We start from the raw sequence: 15939 nt of genomic DNA on the forward strand, positions 1-15939 counted from the left end.
TTTAGAAAGGCAGGGAATCGGAATGAGAGCTCTGAAGACGAGAAGAATGACCGCTTTGTTTACGCTCCTCTTCCTTATCGTGACGACATCATTTCCCGTCTTGGCGGCACCGCCAGCCAAGATCGAATTGGGCACAGCCTCCGGTTTTGCTATCCTGGCGGGGTCGACAATAACAAACACCGGATCAACCAGCATCAGTGGTGATGCCGGCGGCAATATTGGTTTATACCCTGGTTCCGCTTATGTCGCTGCCGGCGTGACAACGACAGGCACCGCCTATATCGCGGATGCCGGTGGGGTGGCAAGTCTGGCCAAAACCGATCTGGCAGCCGCCTATAATCAAGCGGCCGGCAGTGCCTCCACTGCAACCATCACAGCCGATCTTGGTGGGACAACTTTAACCTCAGGAGTATATACGTCGCCGAGCAGCATCAGTATCACCGGTACGCTGACCCTGGATGGTCAGGGTGATCCCGAAGCGGTGTTTATTTTCCAGGCAGGCTCCACTTTGATAACAGCCGCTGGCAGTGAAATCAAATTGATCAACGGCGCTCGCTATTGCCGTGTTTTCTGGCAGGTCGGGAGTTCCGCCACCTTAGGAACCAATTCCAAATTTGTCGGTCATATTTTGGCGATGCTTTCCATCACGGCTGCGACCGGCGCATCGGTAGAAGGTCAGCTGTTAGCCCGCAATGGCGCCGTCATGCTGGAATCGAATACGATTTTTAATGGAGTTTGCAGCACAGCTGCCTTGACGGTGATCAAAAAAGTCATCAACGATAACACCGGAACAGCGCTGCCGGCCGATTTTACGCTGCATGTGAAAACTGCCGGCGCTTTTGGCACTGAGGTCAGCGGCAGTCCTGCGCCGGGTTCGGCTCTGGGTCACGTTTATACCCTACTCCCGGGCAATTACACCGTGAGTGAAAATCCCGCTGCCGGCTATAGCGCAAGCTTCCTCGGCGCCGATGCTCTGGGCAATGTCAGCCTTGCCGCGGGAGAAAACAGAATGGTGACGTTGATTAACGACGATATTGCTGTTCCTGTGATTGCACCGTTGATTAACGTTATCAAAAAACCGTCGCCGGCCGCCCTGCCTGCCGGGACCGGTTCGGTTACCTATACCTACACGGTAACCAATCCGGGTTCCGTCGAACTGAGCGGTGTGATTGTGAGCGATGATAAAATCAATACCGTCAAACTTATCTCAGGCGACTTGAATTCAGATCATATCCTGCAGGTTTCTGAGACCTGGATCTACAGCGCTACCGCAGTGCTCAGTGCGACCACAACCAATACAGTCACAGCCAAAGGCACCGGCAATGGTCTGCAGGCAATCGATCTTGCCTATGCAACGGTGATTGTGACGCCGGAGGAAACGGAACCAGCCAATCCTCCGCTGATCAATGTCGTGAAAACCGCGTCTCCGCAAGCCTTGCTCTACGGGCCCGGTCCGGTTACTTATACCTATCAGATCACAAATCCCGGCCTGGTGGCGCTCAGCAATGTCAGTATCAGCGATGATAAAATCCAGATGATCTATTATGATTCCGGCGATCTCAATGCGGATGGTTTACTGCAGACAGACGAAACCTGGACCTACAGCGGGCTTGCATCACTTAGTGAAACCACCGCCAACGCCGTCACTGTCACGGGTATGGCCAATGGCATGACTGCCACGGATCTCGCTTTTGCGACCGTAACGGTCACTCCTCTGACAATCCCCTTGATTCGGGTTGTGAAAACGGCTTCTCCGCTCTCCCTTGTCTCACCCGGTTTGGTCACCTACACCTATCAGGTCACGAATCCCGGCCTGGTGGCGCTGAGCAATATCAGTCTCTTTGATGACAAAATCCAGATGATCTATTATGATTCCGGCGATCTCAATGCGGATAATTTACTGCAGGCTGGTGAAACCTGGATCTATACCGGCATTGCTTCTCTGAGCGCCACGACGACCAATCAAGTCACCGTACAGGGTGCAGCCAACGGTATGATCGCTACGGACAGCGACTCTGTTACCGTGAGTGTGGTACCGATCGTCGCTCCGATCATTCGCCTTGAGAAGACTGCTTCGCCGGCGGCCTTGACCGGCGGTGCGGGAACGGTCACCTATACCTATACGGTCACGAATCCCGGTACCGTCACGATGAGTGATGTTTTTGTCAGAGATGATAAAATTGCTACCGTTTACTATACGTCCGGGGATCTCAATCATGATTACCTGCTGCAGACAGACGAAGCCTGGATTTTCACCGCTGCGGCAACCCTGCAAGCCAGCACAACCAATACAGCGATTGCCCAAGGCAGTGCCAATGGGCTCACCGCAACGGATCAAGCGGCTGTCACAGTGCCGGTTACCGTAGCGCCGGTGATTACGACTGAAACCGGCGGAACCTTGCCGGTAACGGCGTCTCCCTGGTCAACTTTGATGCTGATTGGTTTTGCCATGCTGATGCTGGGTGCAGTCAGCTGGATTTTTATCAGAAGATATGAATAGACAAAAAGCCGCGAAGAAACGCCGGCAAACCGTTCGCCGCATGGCTGCGCTGCTTCTGATGGTTGGGTTCCTGTTTACTTCTGTGGCACTGGGCAATCTCATTGTGCAGAACCGCAGGTTGATCAGTGCCTACAATGCAGAATCTTTTGCGCTGGCAGAGAATCAAAATCCGGCCGGAATCACAGCGCTGGCAGCCGGGGCAGAGTCCATCTGCCCTGCCAAAGAGCCGGCGGCAGCGTATTATCCGATTTATCCCAAAACAGGGGAAGAAATCGGCAGTCTGGCTTTCCCCACCTTGGATGCGGTCATACCGATCATTCAGGGTACCGCTGTTCCGGATTTGGAAAAAGGAATCGGTCATTATCTGCAGAGTGTGCTGCCCGGTGAAACGGACAACTGCGTCCTGGCCGGGCACCGTGATACGGTCTTTCGCCGTTTGGGCGAGCTGAAAATCGGTGATTTGGTGATCATCCGGACTTCCGCCGGTACTTTTACTTACGAAGTCACAGGTACGCGGGTTGTCGCTGCTGATGACCTGACTGTGATCATGCCGACCGATCATGCTGTTTTAACGATGTCCACCTGTTATCCTTTCAATACCCCGGGTTATTACCCCGAACGTTACATTGTCTCGGCTGATTTAAGCATCGATCCCTAGGATGCTTGGAAAATAATTTCCATGAAAAGAAAATCAGAATCGCTTGCTCTGCAAGCAGAAGGAAAGGAAGATCAGAATGAATACACTCAAGAAAATTGGCTTTGGCGTTTGCCTTGGCGCTGCGGTTGGTATCGCGGCCGGAATCCTATTTGCTACGAAAGAGGGCAGAACGATGCGGAAAACCTTAAAGGAAAAAGCAATCGACTCGATTGATGATTTGGAAGAACACGTTCAGGATGGCTCCAAAGAATGGAACGCGACGGCCGCCCATGCCGCCAAGAAGGCCAATCAAGTCATTCGGAATGTGGATGCAAAGGCTGATACTCTGCAGGAAGATCTGACGCAGGGCTACAATAAAATCAAACACGATGTCAATCAAGCGGTCGCTTCCGATACAAAACAAGGCAAAACCATGGAAAAGAAATGGCAGGATAAGCTGGACGAAACCATCGAAACGGTCAAGAATGTGGCTGAAGAAAAATCGGATGACCTGAGCGATGCCGCGGCGCAGGCCGCGGCGAAAACGGAACACTTTGTCAAAGAAGCCGCCGAGACAGCCGAAGACGTCGGCGAAGAAATTAAAGATGGCTATCATGCCATCAAGCATGATCTGCATCGGCCGGGAAACGTCTAGAATTCCATTTTCTCTGCTCCTGCGGTGAATGAAACGATAAAAAACAGGTTCGGAGCCTTCTAAAAAAGGCTCCGAACCTGTTTTTGCCGTTTAATACCATATGGCCTTGACCAGTAAAAAAAGCAGCAACAGCCAGACCGCCACAATCGGAACAGCATAATACCAGTGATTTGGCCTGCCGCCCGGCCATAAGCCCTGCGCTTCCTGCCGGCATTGCGCAAACAGCTCTGCCGGGATCAAGCGGATTGTCAAAGCAACCAGCAGCGGCAAAAGAATCAGGTCATCCAGATAACCCAGAATCGGGATGAAATCGGGAATCAAATCGATGGGAGACAAAGCATAGACAAGAGCAGCGGCGGCAGCCGCTTTCGCCGCCAAAGGCGTCTCTTTTTTTTGTAAAGCCAAAAAAACAGCGGGGAGATCGGTTTTTAATCTTGCAGCGCGTTCTTTTAAGTTCGGCATCCGGCACCTCTCATTGATCTTTCCATTGGTTTTTTTCCAATCGTAATTGTTTGGCCAGCCAGTTGCTGCCGTTCATCACCTCATCCGGGGCGCCGGTGGTGAGAATACGGCCGTCCTCCAGTAAAACAATCAGGTCGCTGTGCAACATGGAGGTGATCCGATGTGAAATGGAGAGTACCATGCGCCCTTCTTCCGCTTTTTGCAGCACGGTCACGATCTTCGCCTCCGTAGCGGAATCAAGATTGGCGGTAACCTCGTCCAGGAGCAGAATCACGGGATCCGCCACAATGGCTCTGGCAATCGAGAGCAGTTGTTTTTGCCCCTGGGAAAAATCTCCGCCCCCGGCATCAACCACCGTAGCGTAACCTTTGGCCATCTTCATCACGTAATCATGCAGTCCGACAAAACGCAGGGCTTTTTCCACCTGTTCCGCCCGGATTGTCTCATCGGCCAAACTGATTTGTTCCGCCACCGTTCCCTGAATGAAACTGAACTGCTGCTCCACATAGCCAAAGATCCTGCGCTTCTCCGAATTGGGGATCCGATAGACATCCGCACCGCCTAATTCAATTTTGCCGCCCGTTGGTTGCAGCAAACCCATGATCAGGCGGAAGAGCGTCGTTTTCCCAACGCCGGTGCGACCGGTAAATGTCACATTAGCACCGTAAGGAATGGTTAGATTCAGATCCTGCAGAACCGGTTGATCGGCGGCATACGCAAACGAGACGTGCTCAAAGCGCATGCCGGCAGTCCGGATACCTGGCAGAATCAGATCCGCTGTGAGAGAAGCATCCTTGGCCGGTTCTTCCGGTTCCAGGACAAAGCGATTGATCCGTTCTACGCCGGAAATTCCTTTCTGCACATTCTGCAGCTCGCTGCCCAGCGTCTCGATCGGCGCAAACAGATTGGTGAATAATTCAATGGAGGCTGCCACCATGCCAACGGAGATACCAAGAAATTGGACCTGATCGGTCGAAAGCAGCACAATCAGCGCAATAATCAACGCACGCATGACCTGGATGATGGGAGAGTAACAGGAATCGTAGAAATTGACCCGTTCCAGCGTGCGGAAATTATCCTCCAGGCGGCCGCGATAGAGTTCCTCCATATAAGCTTCCTTGCTGAACGATTTGATCATCCGAACGTTTTTCAAGCTTTCCGAAATATGCGAATTGACGCGGCCGATCTGCTCCAGGTTTTTAATTTGCGCCGCCAGCATGCGCTGTTGAAAGGCGCGGGTCACGAAATAAATCAAAGGCACCAGGCAGAGCGCCAGAATACCCAGCTTAAGCGAAAAATACCAGATCGAAACCACAATGCCAATGATTTTAAAGCAGTCAATCATCATGCTGATGACGCCGTCGGCAAACAGAGAATTGACATTTTCCACATCATTGCTGAAGCGGGAGGTAATACTGCCGGGTTGGTTGGCGGAAAAATAGGTGGTGCTGATCCGCTCCAGTTTGAGAGTCATTTCTATGCGCAGATCTTTGACAATTTTCTGACCGAAGACAGTCAGCAAACCGCCTTTGAGAAAGTCGAAAAAGCCGATCAAAATCAAAACAGCCAAATAGAGCAGGGCCAGCCGCAGCAGACCCTGGTTGGTTTTTAAGACCAGGTTTTGATCGATGATGATTTTGAGCAGTTGCGGCGGAATTAAGCTGAAAAGCACTACCGCCGCAATCACAAACAGCAAAGCAAAGCTCAGCAAGAGATTCTGCCGCAATATTTTCAGTATGGTTGAGGTGGTCAGACTATGCTTCATGACCGTCGCCTCCCGTCTGCAGTTGATAAATCGAGGCATAGAGCGCGGAAGAAGCGAGCAGGCTTTGATGCGTGCCGTATTCGGCGGTATGATCGCTGTGCAGGAAAACAATCCGATCGGTCAGCGGAAAAACCGTCAGACGATGGGAAATAAGCAGAATGACACAGTCCGTGTAATGCGTGCGCAGGTTGTTCAAAATGATTTGCTCTGTTTTCATATCGACTGCTGAAAACGGGTCATCCAGAATCAGCAGAGCGCCATGATGATAGAGCGCCCGCGCCAAAGCGATGCGCGCCTGCTGACCGCCGGAAAGCCGGATGCCGCTGCTGCCGACCAAAGTCTGGATGCCTTCCGGCATGGCTGACAGGTCTTCCTCAAAACAGACATCCCGCAAAACAGCGCTAATATCTCCCTCTGCGCCCAGCGTAATATTGCGATAGAGGGTATCGGACAGCAACTGTGGCTGATGCCCCAGATAAGAAATCCGATTGCTGCGTTCCACCTTGCTGTAATCGCGCAGCTCCCGGCCGGCCAGCTGTATGCTGCCGAGATAAGGATACAACCCCTGTAAAGCAACACCCAAGCTGGATTTACCGCAGGCCACCGGACCTGTGACGCCAATCAGTTCGCCTGCTTTGGCCGAGAAATTCAGCTGTTCCAAAATCAAAGCCGGCTCTGTCGGATAAGAGAAGCTGAGATCACGCACAACCAGACTGGCCCCGGCAGCGCCGCTCCGATCGCTGCGCTCGTCTTCCCGATAGGCGGTCAGATAGGGTTTGATGCGCTGCCAGGAGACCGTCGCCTTTTGATATGTATTGAATAATTTGGAAGCCTTGCTGTCCTTGGTGGTCAGGGCGATAAAAATGGTGAGATAGGTGGAAAACATGCCGACCGTCCAGAACCCGCTGATCACATTGCTGCCGCCGTAATAGAGGATAAAGACAATGCCCAGTAAAGCGATCACATTGTAGACCGGCTGCATCGAATTCTCCAGAATATTCGCCCTGACCGACTTCACTTGCAGGTCATCCAGTTCATGAAAATACGCCTGGCGGTTCTTTCCTTCCAAACCGTTGACCCGCAGCAAGACGGTGTGCTCAATATTATCATAGGTGAGGCCGGCCACCCGGCTGCTTTGTTCCCGGGCTGCTTTGGAAAACTTTACAATGTAATTTTTCAGAGATTCTGCCAGCCACATGGCGACTGGTACAAAAAGGCAGGAGACAAGCGTCAGTTTCCAGTCGTAAACCAAAAGAGATATAAAATAGGAAAGCATCAGCACTCCGGTATCAAAGATCTCGGTGGTGACTTTGCGCATTCCCTCCACACAAATATCCACATCCGAGACCGCTTTGGTCATCAGATCCCCTGTCTGTTCCTGCGACAGCTCAAGAATTTCGCGATGCATGATGTTGTTGTAAAGCATCATGCGCATCGCGGCGCTGGTCCGGTTGGCAAACAGACGCACATAATAACGTTTGAAATAACGCATCAGCTGAATCAGCAGGACGGCAGCTACAAAGAGGGCGGCTTGCAGCCAGACCAGACGAAGCGGACTTTTGGCGAGGATGCTATCGATCAGCCGTCCCTGCAGAATGGGCCAGACCGACATGCCGCCATTGCAGAGGATACCACAAAAGAAAACGGCGGTTAAAACGGAGCGCTCTCGTTTCCAATAACTGCTGATTTGGTCTGGTTTTTCAACCGGACTAAGCTTCAGAACTGCCATGCTCTTTTGCCTCCAAAGCCAGTAAATTGCCAAAGCCGATCCGGCGTTCATTTTTTGATTTCCAGTAAAGCCGATCCAACACCGGCAGGAAACTCTCTTTTTCCACAGCAGTGAGATCCGCCAGCAGCCATTCGTAAAAGAAAGACTCTACCGAAGCCCTGGCATTCTTGACGGCATCGCCTTTTGCTGTGACATAAAGCTGTTTGCTGCGGCCGTCGCTGGGATCCTGTTGGCGCAGGAGAAAACCTTTCCGCTCTAAATTGACAGCCCGTCTGGCCACCGCCGCTTTATCCAGATTCAGCTCCGCCCGGATGCCTTCCTGACTGATGCCGGGATGATGACGCACACAATGAATGAATTCATATTCCGCTAGACCAATGCCGCTGTCCTTTAAGACTTTACCGGTAAAACGTGTCGCCTCGCGGGCGATTTTGCTGATCTGACGATTGGTCGCATCCATAATCTACCGCCTCTTTCCGAATAGTTGTAGTATCAACTAATTCAGAGCATACTACAATTCCGCGCAGCTGTCAACCGGCGAAAAAAAGTCGGCGGCAAGAGGGGCAGAAAAAACCCCTTGAACCCGTCCTTTACAGTTCAAGGGGTTGGTCGGTCTTATTTCGTTTGCCAGGCCTGGATGTTCTGCCAATCCGCCGTCAAATACTCGCCTTCCTCAAAAAGGATATGTCCCGAAGCATAGGGTTTGCCGGCAATGGTGATGGCGACCCGATCGGTTTGAAAATAATTGCCGAAGGTGTTAGCCACACTGTTTAACAGCATGGATTCCAAAGTGGTACCGGCATTCATATCGCTGACAAATTCAGCGGAAAGATCCACCGTCAGCAGGCCGCTTTCCCGGTCGTAGCGCACACCCAGTACGGAAGCAGACTTGGACAGCAACGGCTGCAAACCGCTGCCTTGCGGAACCTGCTGCATTTGTTTTGTGAAGGCCTCATAGATCTCATCATTGCTGAACAGCCTGACCGTCTGTTCCAGATAAACCAGTTGCCCGCGATCAAAATCCGGGTAATAAAAGCGGACCGTCTGCTCCAGGGGCACATCGGTTTCCATTTTCAGCAGAGCGCTGCTGATTTTTGTGTTGGGATCTGTCTTGGGCATGAATTCACGCAGAATCAAACCGATGCCGGGAGCATAGTAATCTCTGCTGGTTGCATCGGCAGTCACTGTCGTAATTTCCAGCGCGTTGAAAGTACCGCTGGGAACCGTGACTTTTTTCTGCATGGCGGTGATGCTGCGGGTGGAGCCGTTGCTCAGCGTCCAGGAAGTGCCTGTCTGCAGCGGTTCTTTCAGCATGATTTCCGCTTCTTCGCGCAAGGCCATTGCATTGATCCGGAAATAGGTTTCTCCTGCGCTATAGACTTTTTTCAGCATACCGTTTTCCAGGACATAAACGCTCACAGAAGTCGTGCCGGGATTCCGTTGCCTTAATTGAATGGCGGAATTGTTCTGGTAATCCACATAGGTCTCAAATTCGGCATATTCGTTGCCTTCCCCCTGGTAGACCAAATGTACGTTGCCGGTCAAAGGGAAATAATCCAGAATTTGCGCCGGCGCTGTCCGATTGCAGGCGGCCAAGAGACAGAGCAAAGCGGCAAGCAGGATCAATCGTGTTTTTTTCATCAGATCATACTCTCCTTTTCTGGGACGATTGATACGAAAAACGTCCGGGGTTTTTTTCTCTTGCGGAGAGAGCGGAGCAAAGAGCTGCGTATCGCTGTTTTAGACGCAACAAAGAATCGAAAAGTTGCAGCCGGGTGAGGCCGGCCGCCGGCGACAGCCAGGAAGCCACAAAGCTGTTAGTGGCAGGAGCGGTCCGTCAGCGAGAAAAAAGCTCCAAACAGGCTGATTGTCCTGCGCATCCTGCCGGGAGCCGGTTGCTTATTTTTTTAATTTTCTACCACAAACCCGTTTTCAATGGTAATGCTGCAATGATATCGCGGTGATACCTGGCTGACCGTTTGGGTAACGCGGTCCAGCAAATTTTGTTTGTCTTTCTCATTATAGGAATGCGGTACCACCAGATCAAAAATCAGATTGACCGATTGCTCCCCGTTCACGGTTCGGAAATCGTGAATGGCAGTTTTGGGATCAAGTTCCAGAAGGATCTGCTCGATCATATTTTTACTGTCCAAAACCCTTTTATCGTTGATTTCAATCGGATCCATATGGATGACCAGAAAAATCCCCATCTCCTTGGAAAAATCACGCTCGATTTTATCGATGGTTTCATGGATGACTTCCACACTGGAATTATTGGCTACTTCGGCATGAATGCTTGCCATGATATTGGAGGGGCCATAATTGTGCACGATCAAGTCATGACTGCCCAGGATGCCGTCATAACTCTCGACCTTCTTTGTGATAGTGTCATAGACGTCCTTATCGAGGGCTTCGCCTAACAGCGGCATCAGGGTGTCTTTGGCAATCTTAAAGCCGGAGAACAGAACAACGACGGAGACCGCCAAGCCGGTCCAGCCATCAATGGGAAAACCGGTCAATTTTTCAATCAGGACAGACAGGATGGTCGCAGAGGTGACAAAAACATCGTTGCGTGCATCGGCTGAGGTGGCTTTTAAAATCACGGAATTGATACGGTGACCAAAGAGAGAATAAAAGCGGGACAGCCAAATTTTCACCAGCACGGAGGCTGTCAAAATGCAGATAAACAGCCAGCTGAAACCGATTTTTTCCGGATTGAGGATTTTCGTGACGGAACTGACGAGCAGGCTGAAGCCGATATAAAGGATCAGAAAAGAAACGATCAAAGCGGCAATGTACTCAAACCTGCCGTGACCGAAGGGATGCTCTTTATCCGCTGTTTTTTCCGCCAATTTCACGCCCACCAAACTGATGACGGCAGAAGCGGCATCCGATAAGTTATTGAAACCATCGGCCATGATGGAGATACTGTTGATGCCAAGGCCGATGGCCAATTTAGCCATAAACAGTAAGGCATTGCAGAAAATGCCCACCATGCTGGCCAGCGTTCCATAGGCCGTGCGGACTTTGGCACTATTGGTATCCTCATAATCCGGGATGAATTTTCTTAATAGAAATTGAGTCATACTATCGCTCCCCGAAGCTTCCGATTTCTCATTTCCACAGAGATAAAAAACACCTGTGGAACATGCTACTGTCCCACAGATGTTTAAAAATCCATCCGTTGTCGAATCAACGACCCAGCCCCATCAATCAAATTGAAAGATTTGATTCATCGCCTGCTCAGATTGTACTGTAGATTTTATGCAGTGCAAAGAGATAATTTAATTATATCCTATCATTATCGCTGTGTCAAGCCTCAGACCGCGCTGAATTCAGTTTTGGAAAATTGCAAGTTTAATCGCCCACCATATAGTACGGATTATGATTCAGGCTGTCATTTGATTCGGCGATTTGCAGCTGGGATTTTTCATGGATCATGGCTCATCCGGGTTCCAATCTGCGCCGGCATCCGTGCGGGAAATGCCAAAAATGCTGCAGTGCCGCCGTTACGATAACGGGGGAATTTTAAAAAGCTGATCAAAAAGCTGATCAAAAAAAAGGCCGTTGCCCGCCCGGCAGCAGCCTTTTTTGCAAGCAAACGCTGGCCCTTCGACCTTCATGCAAGGGCTTCGTTGTGTTCCTGCGGCGCTAAATGCAGAACATAAACCGAAGTCGCGGCCGTTGGGATGTGATCGGTGAACGGTTCAAAAAGAGCCAAATCCTCTGACCTGACCGAAAAAGCCAGGTGATTGATCCTCAGCTGCTGAGCTCGTCTGAGCACGGCGGCAATCAAGCCGGCAGTAAGGCGTCTCCCCCAGAGATGGACAGCGGCGGTGTCATAGAGTCCGGTTCGGTCGCGCAAAACGCAAAGAGATTTCTCGCTCCCCTCCTGCAGCACAAAACTCATTTCTTTGGGGCGCAAATTAAAATCGATGGCATACTCACCCGGGTCTTCCTCATCGGAGAGCAGCTGCAGCAGTTGAGTTTGCGAAACAATGCGGCCGGAGAGCAGATTCTGCGCGAACAGCGCGCTGTCGGCTCTGGTTTGCCACAGCCTGCGCAGAGAGACCGTGCGGACCCGCAGCGGCGAGGTCTGCGGCGGCTGTGTGTTGACGTTGACCTGGTAATATTCCATTTCTTTTTGCATGGAGAATTTCTCATAAAAAGTCGCGGCAGCCGGATCATAGGTGGTGAGCGTTGTGCAGCCGATTTGTCCCAGCAATTCCAGCGCGTCCTGCATCATCAGCGTGCCGACGCCCTGCCCCCTGTAATCGGCATGGATGTACATGACGGAAAGATTGGCATTGTAACCATAGAGCGGGTCGTCGCCAAGGATCAGTTCCAATTCACCAACAATTTTACCGTTCAGTTCGGCAACCAACGGGATATGCCCCTGCAGCAAAAGCCGATTGAGATGGATGGCGCAGAGCTCAGGGCTCATCCAGGCGCCGCCATGTTCCCAGCGATCTAGGAGACTGCAGTCACGCCATTCGGCTTCGACGCGCCGCTGGCTGCCGTCTGCTTCGGTCAGACGATGATGCCAGACTTTCACATCGCTGCGGTGAACTTCGTGAATCCCCAGAGTATCCGCCAGGGTGGCGAAGCGAACCAATAACATTGAAAATCCCTCCCATTTCAAAAATGTTTGTGCTATAATAGCGGTAAAGTAGCGGTCTGATAAAGGCTGTCGGGGGAGATGAAGCGGTGTCTGCTTTCTTGTTGCCGGCCGACTGGCAGGCGCAGCTGACGCAGGTGATCAATACGCCGGACTATCGGCAAATGCTGCTGTTCCTGCAGCAGGAGTATCAGCGGAGAGTCGTTTATCCCCCGGCGGAGCAGGTATTTCGGGTTTTTCAGGCGGTGCCGTTTGCGCAAGTCCGGGTCGTGATTCTGGGACAGGATCCTTATTTACATTTCGGCGAAGCAGAAGGTTTTGCCTTCTCCGTTTCAAAAAATAGAAAAATTCCTTCCAGTTTGCACAATATCCATCGGGCGTTGGCGGCGGACTTAGGGTTGGCCATGCCGCCGCACGGCAGCCTGGCGGCCTGGCTGTGCCAGGGTGTTTTTTTGCTGAATACGATTCTGACGGTAGCCGGTCCCGGTTTGGAAGAAGTCCGGCAGGGAGCGGCCGCCACGGCGGTCGCCGGCAGTCATCGCGGCATCGGCTGGGAAAGCGTTACCGATGCGGTAATCAAGAGTCTCAGCGCAAGGCCGCAACCGCTGGTTTTTATGCTCTGGGGCAAGGAAGCGCAGAGCAAGCGGGCGCTGATCGATACCAATCGCCACCGTGTGCTGGAAGCGCCGCATCCCAGCGGTTTATCCGCCTGGCGGGGGTTTCTCGGCTGCCGTCATTTTTCACAGGCGAATTTGTTTTTGCAAAGCAACGGCCTGCCGCCGGTTGATTGGAATTTACCAGCCTAGGGAAGGGGTAAGAGGAGATGGCAAAATTATATTTTCGTTACGGTACCATGGGCAGCAGCAAATCGGCGCAAGCCTTGATGGTGGAGTTCAATTATCGCGAGCGCGGTTATCATGTGCTGTTGGTCAAGCCTTCCCTGGATACGCGGGAGGAGAATGCCGTGATCCGTTCCCGGGTCGGTTTGGAAGCGCCTTGCAAACTGCTCAACCGGGAGCAAACCTTCGCCGAATTGCTGCAGGCGGAGCATCAGGTGATCATTGTTGACGAAGCTCAGTTTTTGACCGGCAAACAAGTGGAGGAACTGAAAAACATCACGGTCGATCGCGATATGCCCGTGCTTTGCTACGGTTTGCGCACCGATTTTCGCACGCGGCTGTTTGAAGGCAGCGAGCGCTTAATGGAATTGGCGGAGAGTGTGGTGGAGATCAAATCCATCTGTCACTGCGGCGCCAAAGCAACCGTCAACGCGCGCTATAACGAGCATGGCATTGTCTATGAAGGCGCTCAAATTGAAATCGGCGGCAACGAACGCTACACACCGCTTTGCTATAAATGCTGGCGCGAAGGCAGGCTGAGTTAAGCAGGCCTTGCCTGCCCGGCGTGCTGCGGGTTACAATCAAGACAATCATCAAGAGAAAGACGGTGATCCCATGGCCAAGAAATCCGGCAATCAACAACTGGCGCAGAACCGCAAAGCGCGGCATGATTATTTCATTCTGGAGACCTTCGAAGCCGGCATCGAATTGCGGGGTACGGAAGTGAAATCAATCCGTCTCGGCCGCTTGAACCTGAAAGACAGCTATGCCCGGGTGGAAAAAGGGGAGTGCTGGCTGCAAAACGTGCATATCAGCCCTTATGAGGCCGGCAATCGCTTCAATGTGGATCCCCTGCGGGCGCGCCGGCTGCTGTTGCATAAGCGTGAAATTCTCAAACTGCAGAGTGCGGTCAAAGAAAAAGGCCTGACCCTCGTGCCGATTTCCTTCTATCTCAAAGAGGGCCTGGTCAAGGTGGAACTGGGGATTGCCCAAGGCAAAAAAATGTATGACAAGCGGGACGATGAGGCCGATAAAGCCGCCAGGCTGGAAAGCGCGCGCGCCACGAAGCAAACGAACCGTTACAATTAAACTTTGACAGAATCCCGCAGGTCGGGAACTTGACAAGCGGGCAAAAACTGTGTATAATTCCTTCCTGACAATTAAATTCTCATCAAGAGCGGTGGAGGGACAGGCCCGATGAAACCCGGCAACCGGCTGCGCTGCGGTACGGTGCCAAATCCTGCACAAAAGCTTGTGGCAGATGAGTGTATATGCAAAACGCAAAGACCTCTGCTTCTATGGGCAGAGGCCTTTTTTGCGCCGACAGATCCCGAGAAGACCTGTCAGTACACGGTTTGATCTTAAGGTAGGGAGGAAACGATGATGAACAAAGAACGTCACTATTTCACTTCGGAATCGGTTACCGAAGGACATCCTGATAAGATGTGCGATCAGATTTCCGATGGCATCCTCGATGCGATTATAAGCAGCGACAAAGGAGCAAGAGTCGCCTGCGAGACAATCGTCTGCACCGGACTGGCGCTGGTCATGGGGGAAATCACCACCACAACTTATGTGGATATTCCCAGTATCGTGCGGCAGGTCATCGAGGAAATTGGCTACACCCGCGGTAAATATGGTTTTGACGCAGAAAACTGTGCTGTACTCACTTCCATCACCGAGCAATCGGCGGATATTGCCATGGGTGTCAATGCCGCCCTGGAGTTGAAGGAAGGCAGCGAGAAAGAAACGGCGGATAATTGGCTGGGCGCCGGTGACCAGGGCATGATGTTTGGCTTTGCCTGCAATGAAACGCCGGAGCTGATGCCCGCTCCGATTCAGTATGCCCATCAGCTGACCCACAGATTGGCGGCGGTGCGCAAGTCAGGTCTGCTGCCCTGGCTGCGGCCCGACGGCAAAAGCCAGGTGACCGTAGAATATGAGGGGAATGTCCCCGTGCGGATTGCTACCGTTGTTTTATCCACGCAGCATGCGCCGGATGTCTCGCAGGAAGAAATTCGCCGGGAAATCCTGCAGCAGGTGATTATTCCGGCTTTGCCTGCGCATTTGCTGGATGAACAGACCCGCTATCTGATCAACCCGACCGGACGTTTTGTGATCGGCGGTCCGCATGGCGATTCCGGCTTGACCGGCCGTAAAATCATTGTCGATACCTACGGCGGCATGGCCAGCCACGGCGGCGGCGCTTTTTCCGGCAAGGATCCCACCAAAGTCGATCGTTCGGCCGCTTATATGGCGCGTTATATCGCTAAAAATCTGGTAGCAGCCGGTTTGGCCGACCGCTGCGAACTGCAGCTTGCCTACGCCATCGGGGTCGCGCAGCCGGTTTCGGTGATGCTGAATACGTTCGGCACCGGCAAGTTAGGAGAAGACCAACTGGTCAAGCTGGTGCGCCAGTATTTTGACATGCGTCCGGCCGCTATTATCAATCGCCTCAACCTGCGCCGTCCCATCTATCGTCAGGTGGCCTGTTACGGTCACTTCGGACGCAGCGATTTGGACCTGAGCTGGGAAAAGACAGATATGGCTCAAATTCTGGCCAACGCCGCACTCAAAATCAGCGCGTCAGCCGTGTAATCGGCGGAGCAATGCAACTCCCCTGTATCGCCGCAGCCTAAGGTTGCGGCGATACAGGGGAGTTTTACTTGGATTCGCCGCGGTCCTGTGCTATAATCAACAGGAAACCGGTGTTTGCAGGGAAAACGATTTTTTT

Annotated in this window: 14 protein-coding genes and 1 riboswitch; of the genes, 7 read left to right on the forward strand and 7 right to left on the reverse strand. The window is 52.2% G+C overall.

The window, feature by feature from the left end; translation table 11 throughout:
- The first annotated feature begins 22 nt into the window (after positions 1-22).
- From LLG09_04335 to LLG09_04345, 3 genes are all read left to right on the forward strand, one after another.
- Positions 23-2500, forward strand: coding sequence for a DUF3494 domain-containing protein (locus LLG09_04335; protein MCE5196342.1), 2478 nt, complete (start codon positions 23-25; stop codon positions 2498-2500).
- Positions 2493-3158, forward strand: a complete 666-nt coding sequence (locus LLG09_04340) for a class D sortase (GenBank protein MCE5196343.1) — start codon at positions 2493-2495, stop codon at positions 3156-3158. The genes LLG09_04335 and LLG09_04340 overlap by 8 nt, the downstream gene beginning before the upstream one ends.
- Positions 3159-3234: 76 nt before the next feature.
- Positions 3235-3792, forward strand: a complete 558-nt coding sequence (locus tag LLG09_04345) for a YtxH domain-containing protein (GenBank protein ID MCE5196344.1) — start codon at positions 3235-3237, stop codon at positions 3790-3792.
- A 90-nt stretch (positions 3793-3882) separates the two neighbouring features.
- Here LLG09_04345 and LLG09_04350 read toward each other — a convergent pair whose 3' ends face one another.
- The 7 genes from LLG09_04350 to LLG09_04380 form a co-directional block, all read right to left on the reverse strand.
- Complete coding sequence (locus LLG09_04350) at positions 3883-4254, reverse strand: DUF1232 domain-containing protein (protein MCE5196345.1); 372 nt, start codon at positions 4252-4254, stop codon at positions 3883-3885.
- 10 nt (positions 4255-4264) lie between these two features.
- Complete coding sequence (locus LLG09_04355; GenBank protein MCE5196346.1) at positions 4265-6019, reverse strand: ABC transporter ATP-binding protein/permease; 1755 nt, start codon at positions 6017-6019, stop codon at positions 4265-4267.
- Complete coding sequence (locus LLG09_04360; GenBank protein MCE5196347.1) at positions 6009-7748, reverse strand: ABC transporter ATP-binding protein/permease; 1740 nt, start codon at positions 7746-7748, stop codon at positions 6009-6011. Before LLG09_04360 ends, LLG09_04355 begins: the two co-directional genes overlap by 11 nt.
- The gene (locus LLG09_04365; protein ID MCE5196348.1) at positions 7729-8208 is read right to left on the reverse strand and encodes a MarR family transcriptional regulator; all 480 of its coding nucleotides are present in this window, start codon (positions 8206-8208) and stop codon (positions 7729-7731) included. The genes LLG09_04360 and LLG09_04365 overlap by 20 nt, the downstream gene beginning before the upstream one ends.
- A 155-nt stretch (positions 8209-8363) precedes the next feature.
- Complete coding sequence (locus tag LLG09_04370) at positions 8364-9389, reverse strand: GerMN domain-containing protein (protein ID MCE5196349.1); 1026 nt, start codon at positions 9387-9389, stop codon at positions 8364-8366.
- 266 nt (positions 9390-9655) lie between these two features.
- On the reverse strand, positions 9656-10834 hold the full coding sequence (locus tag LLG09_04375) for a cation diffusion facilitator family transporter (protein MCE5196350.1): 1179 nt from the start codon (positions 10832-10834) through the stop codon (positions 9656-9658).
- A gap of 533 nt (positions 10835-11367) precedes the next feature.
- A complete protein-coding gene (locus tag LLG09_04380) occupies positions 11368-12369 on the reverse strand; it encodes a GNAT family N-acetyltransferase (protein MCE5196351.1) in 1002 nt (333 codons plus the stop codon).
- Positions 12370-12455: 86 nt separating this feature from the next.
- On the opposite strand from LLG09_04380, the gene ung reads away from it, so the two are divergent.
- From ung to metK, 4 genes are all read left to right on the forward strand, one after another.
- A complete protein-coding gene (gene ung, locus LLG09_04385) occupies positions 12456-13172 on the forward strand; it encodes a uracil-DNA glycosylase (GenBank protein ID MCE5196352.1) in 717 nt (238 codons plus the stop codon).
- A gap of 17 nt (positions 13173-13189) precedes the next feature.
- The gene (locus tag LLG09_04390) at positions 13190-13750 is read left to right on the forward strand and encodes a thymidine kinase (protein ID MCE5196353.1); all 561 of its coding nucleotides are present in this window, start codon (positions 13190-13192) and stop codon (positions 13748-13750) included.
- Positions 13751-13820: 70 nt separating this feature from the next.
- Entirely contained in the window at positions 13821-14294 is a 474-nt protein-coding gene (smpB, locus tag LLG09_04395) for an SsrA-binding protein SmpB (GenBank protein ID MCE5196354.1), read from the forward strand.
- Positions 14295-14370: 76 nt separating this feature from the next.
- Positions 14371-14473, forward strand: a riboswitch (SAM riboswitch).
- A gap of 115 nt (positions 14474-14588) precedes the next feature.
- The gene (gene metK, locus LLG09_04400; protein MCE5196355.1) at positions 14589-15803 is read left to right on the forward strand and encodes a methionine adenosyltransferase; all 1215 of its coding nucleotides are present in this window, start codon (positions 14589-14591) and stop codon (positions 15801-15803) included.
- Positions 15804-15939 lie beyond the last annotated feature (136 nt).

The organism is Negativicutes bacterium (genome assembly GCA_021372785.1).
Lineage (GTDB): Bacteria > Bacillota > JAAYKD01 > JAAYKD01 > JAAYKD01 > JAJFTT01.

Excerpts from the sequence above, each read along its gene's own strand:
- LLG09_04380 (MCE5196351.1), bottom strand. The coding sequence starts at position 12,369 with ATGTTATTGGTTCGCTTCGCCACCCTGGCGGATACTCTGGGGATTCAC.
- LLG09_04390 (MCE5196353.1), top strand. The coding sequence starts at position 13,190 with ATGGCAAAATTATATTTTCGTTACGGTACCATGGGCAGCAGCAAATCG.
- LLG09_04375 (MCE5196350.1), bottom strand. The coding sequence starts at position 10,834 with ATGACTCAATTTCTATTAAGAAAATTCATCCCGGATTATGAGGATACC.
- LLG09_04350 (MCE5196345.1), bottom strand. The coding sequence starts at position 4,254 with ATGCCGAACTTAAAAGAACGCGCTGCAAGATTAAAAACCGATCTCCCC.
- LLG09_04340 (MCE5196343.1), top strand. The coding sequence starts at position 2,493 with ATGAATAGACAAAAAGCCGCGAAGAAACGCCGGCAAACCGTTCGCCGC.
- LLG09_04370 (MCE5196349.1), bottom strand. The coding sequence starts at position 9,389 with ATGAAAAAAACACGATTGATCCTGCTTGCCGCTTTGCTCTGTCTCTTG.
- LLG09_04355 (MCE5196346.1), bottom strand. The coding sequence starts at position 6,019 with ATGAAGCATAGTCTGACCACCTCAACCATACTGAAAATATTGCGGCAG.
- metK (MCE5196355.1), top strand. The coding sequence starts at position 14,589 with ATGAACAAAGAACGTCACTATTTCACTTCGGAATCGGTTACCGAAGGA.
- LLG09_04365 (MCE5196348.1), bottom strand. The coding sequence starts at position 8,208 with ATGGATGCGACCAATCGTCAGATCAGCAAAATCGCCCGCGAGGCGACA.
- LLG09_04360 (MCE5196347.1), bottom strand. The coding sequence starts at position 7,748 with ATGGCAGTTCTGAAGCTTAGTCCGGTTGAAAAACCAGACCAAATCAGC.
- LLG09_04335 (MCE5196342.1), top strand. The coding sequence starts at position 23 with ATGAGAGCTCTGAAGACGAGAAGAATGACCGCTTTGTTTACGCTCCTC.
- smpB (MCE5196354.1), top strand. The coding sequence starts at position 13,821 with ATGGCCAAGAAATCCGGCAATCAACAACTGGCGCAGAACCGCAAAGCG.
- LLG09_04345 (MCE5196344.1), top strand. The coding sequence starts at position 3,235 with ATGAATACACTCAAGAAAATTGGCTTTGGCGTTTGCCTTGGCGCTGCG.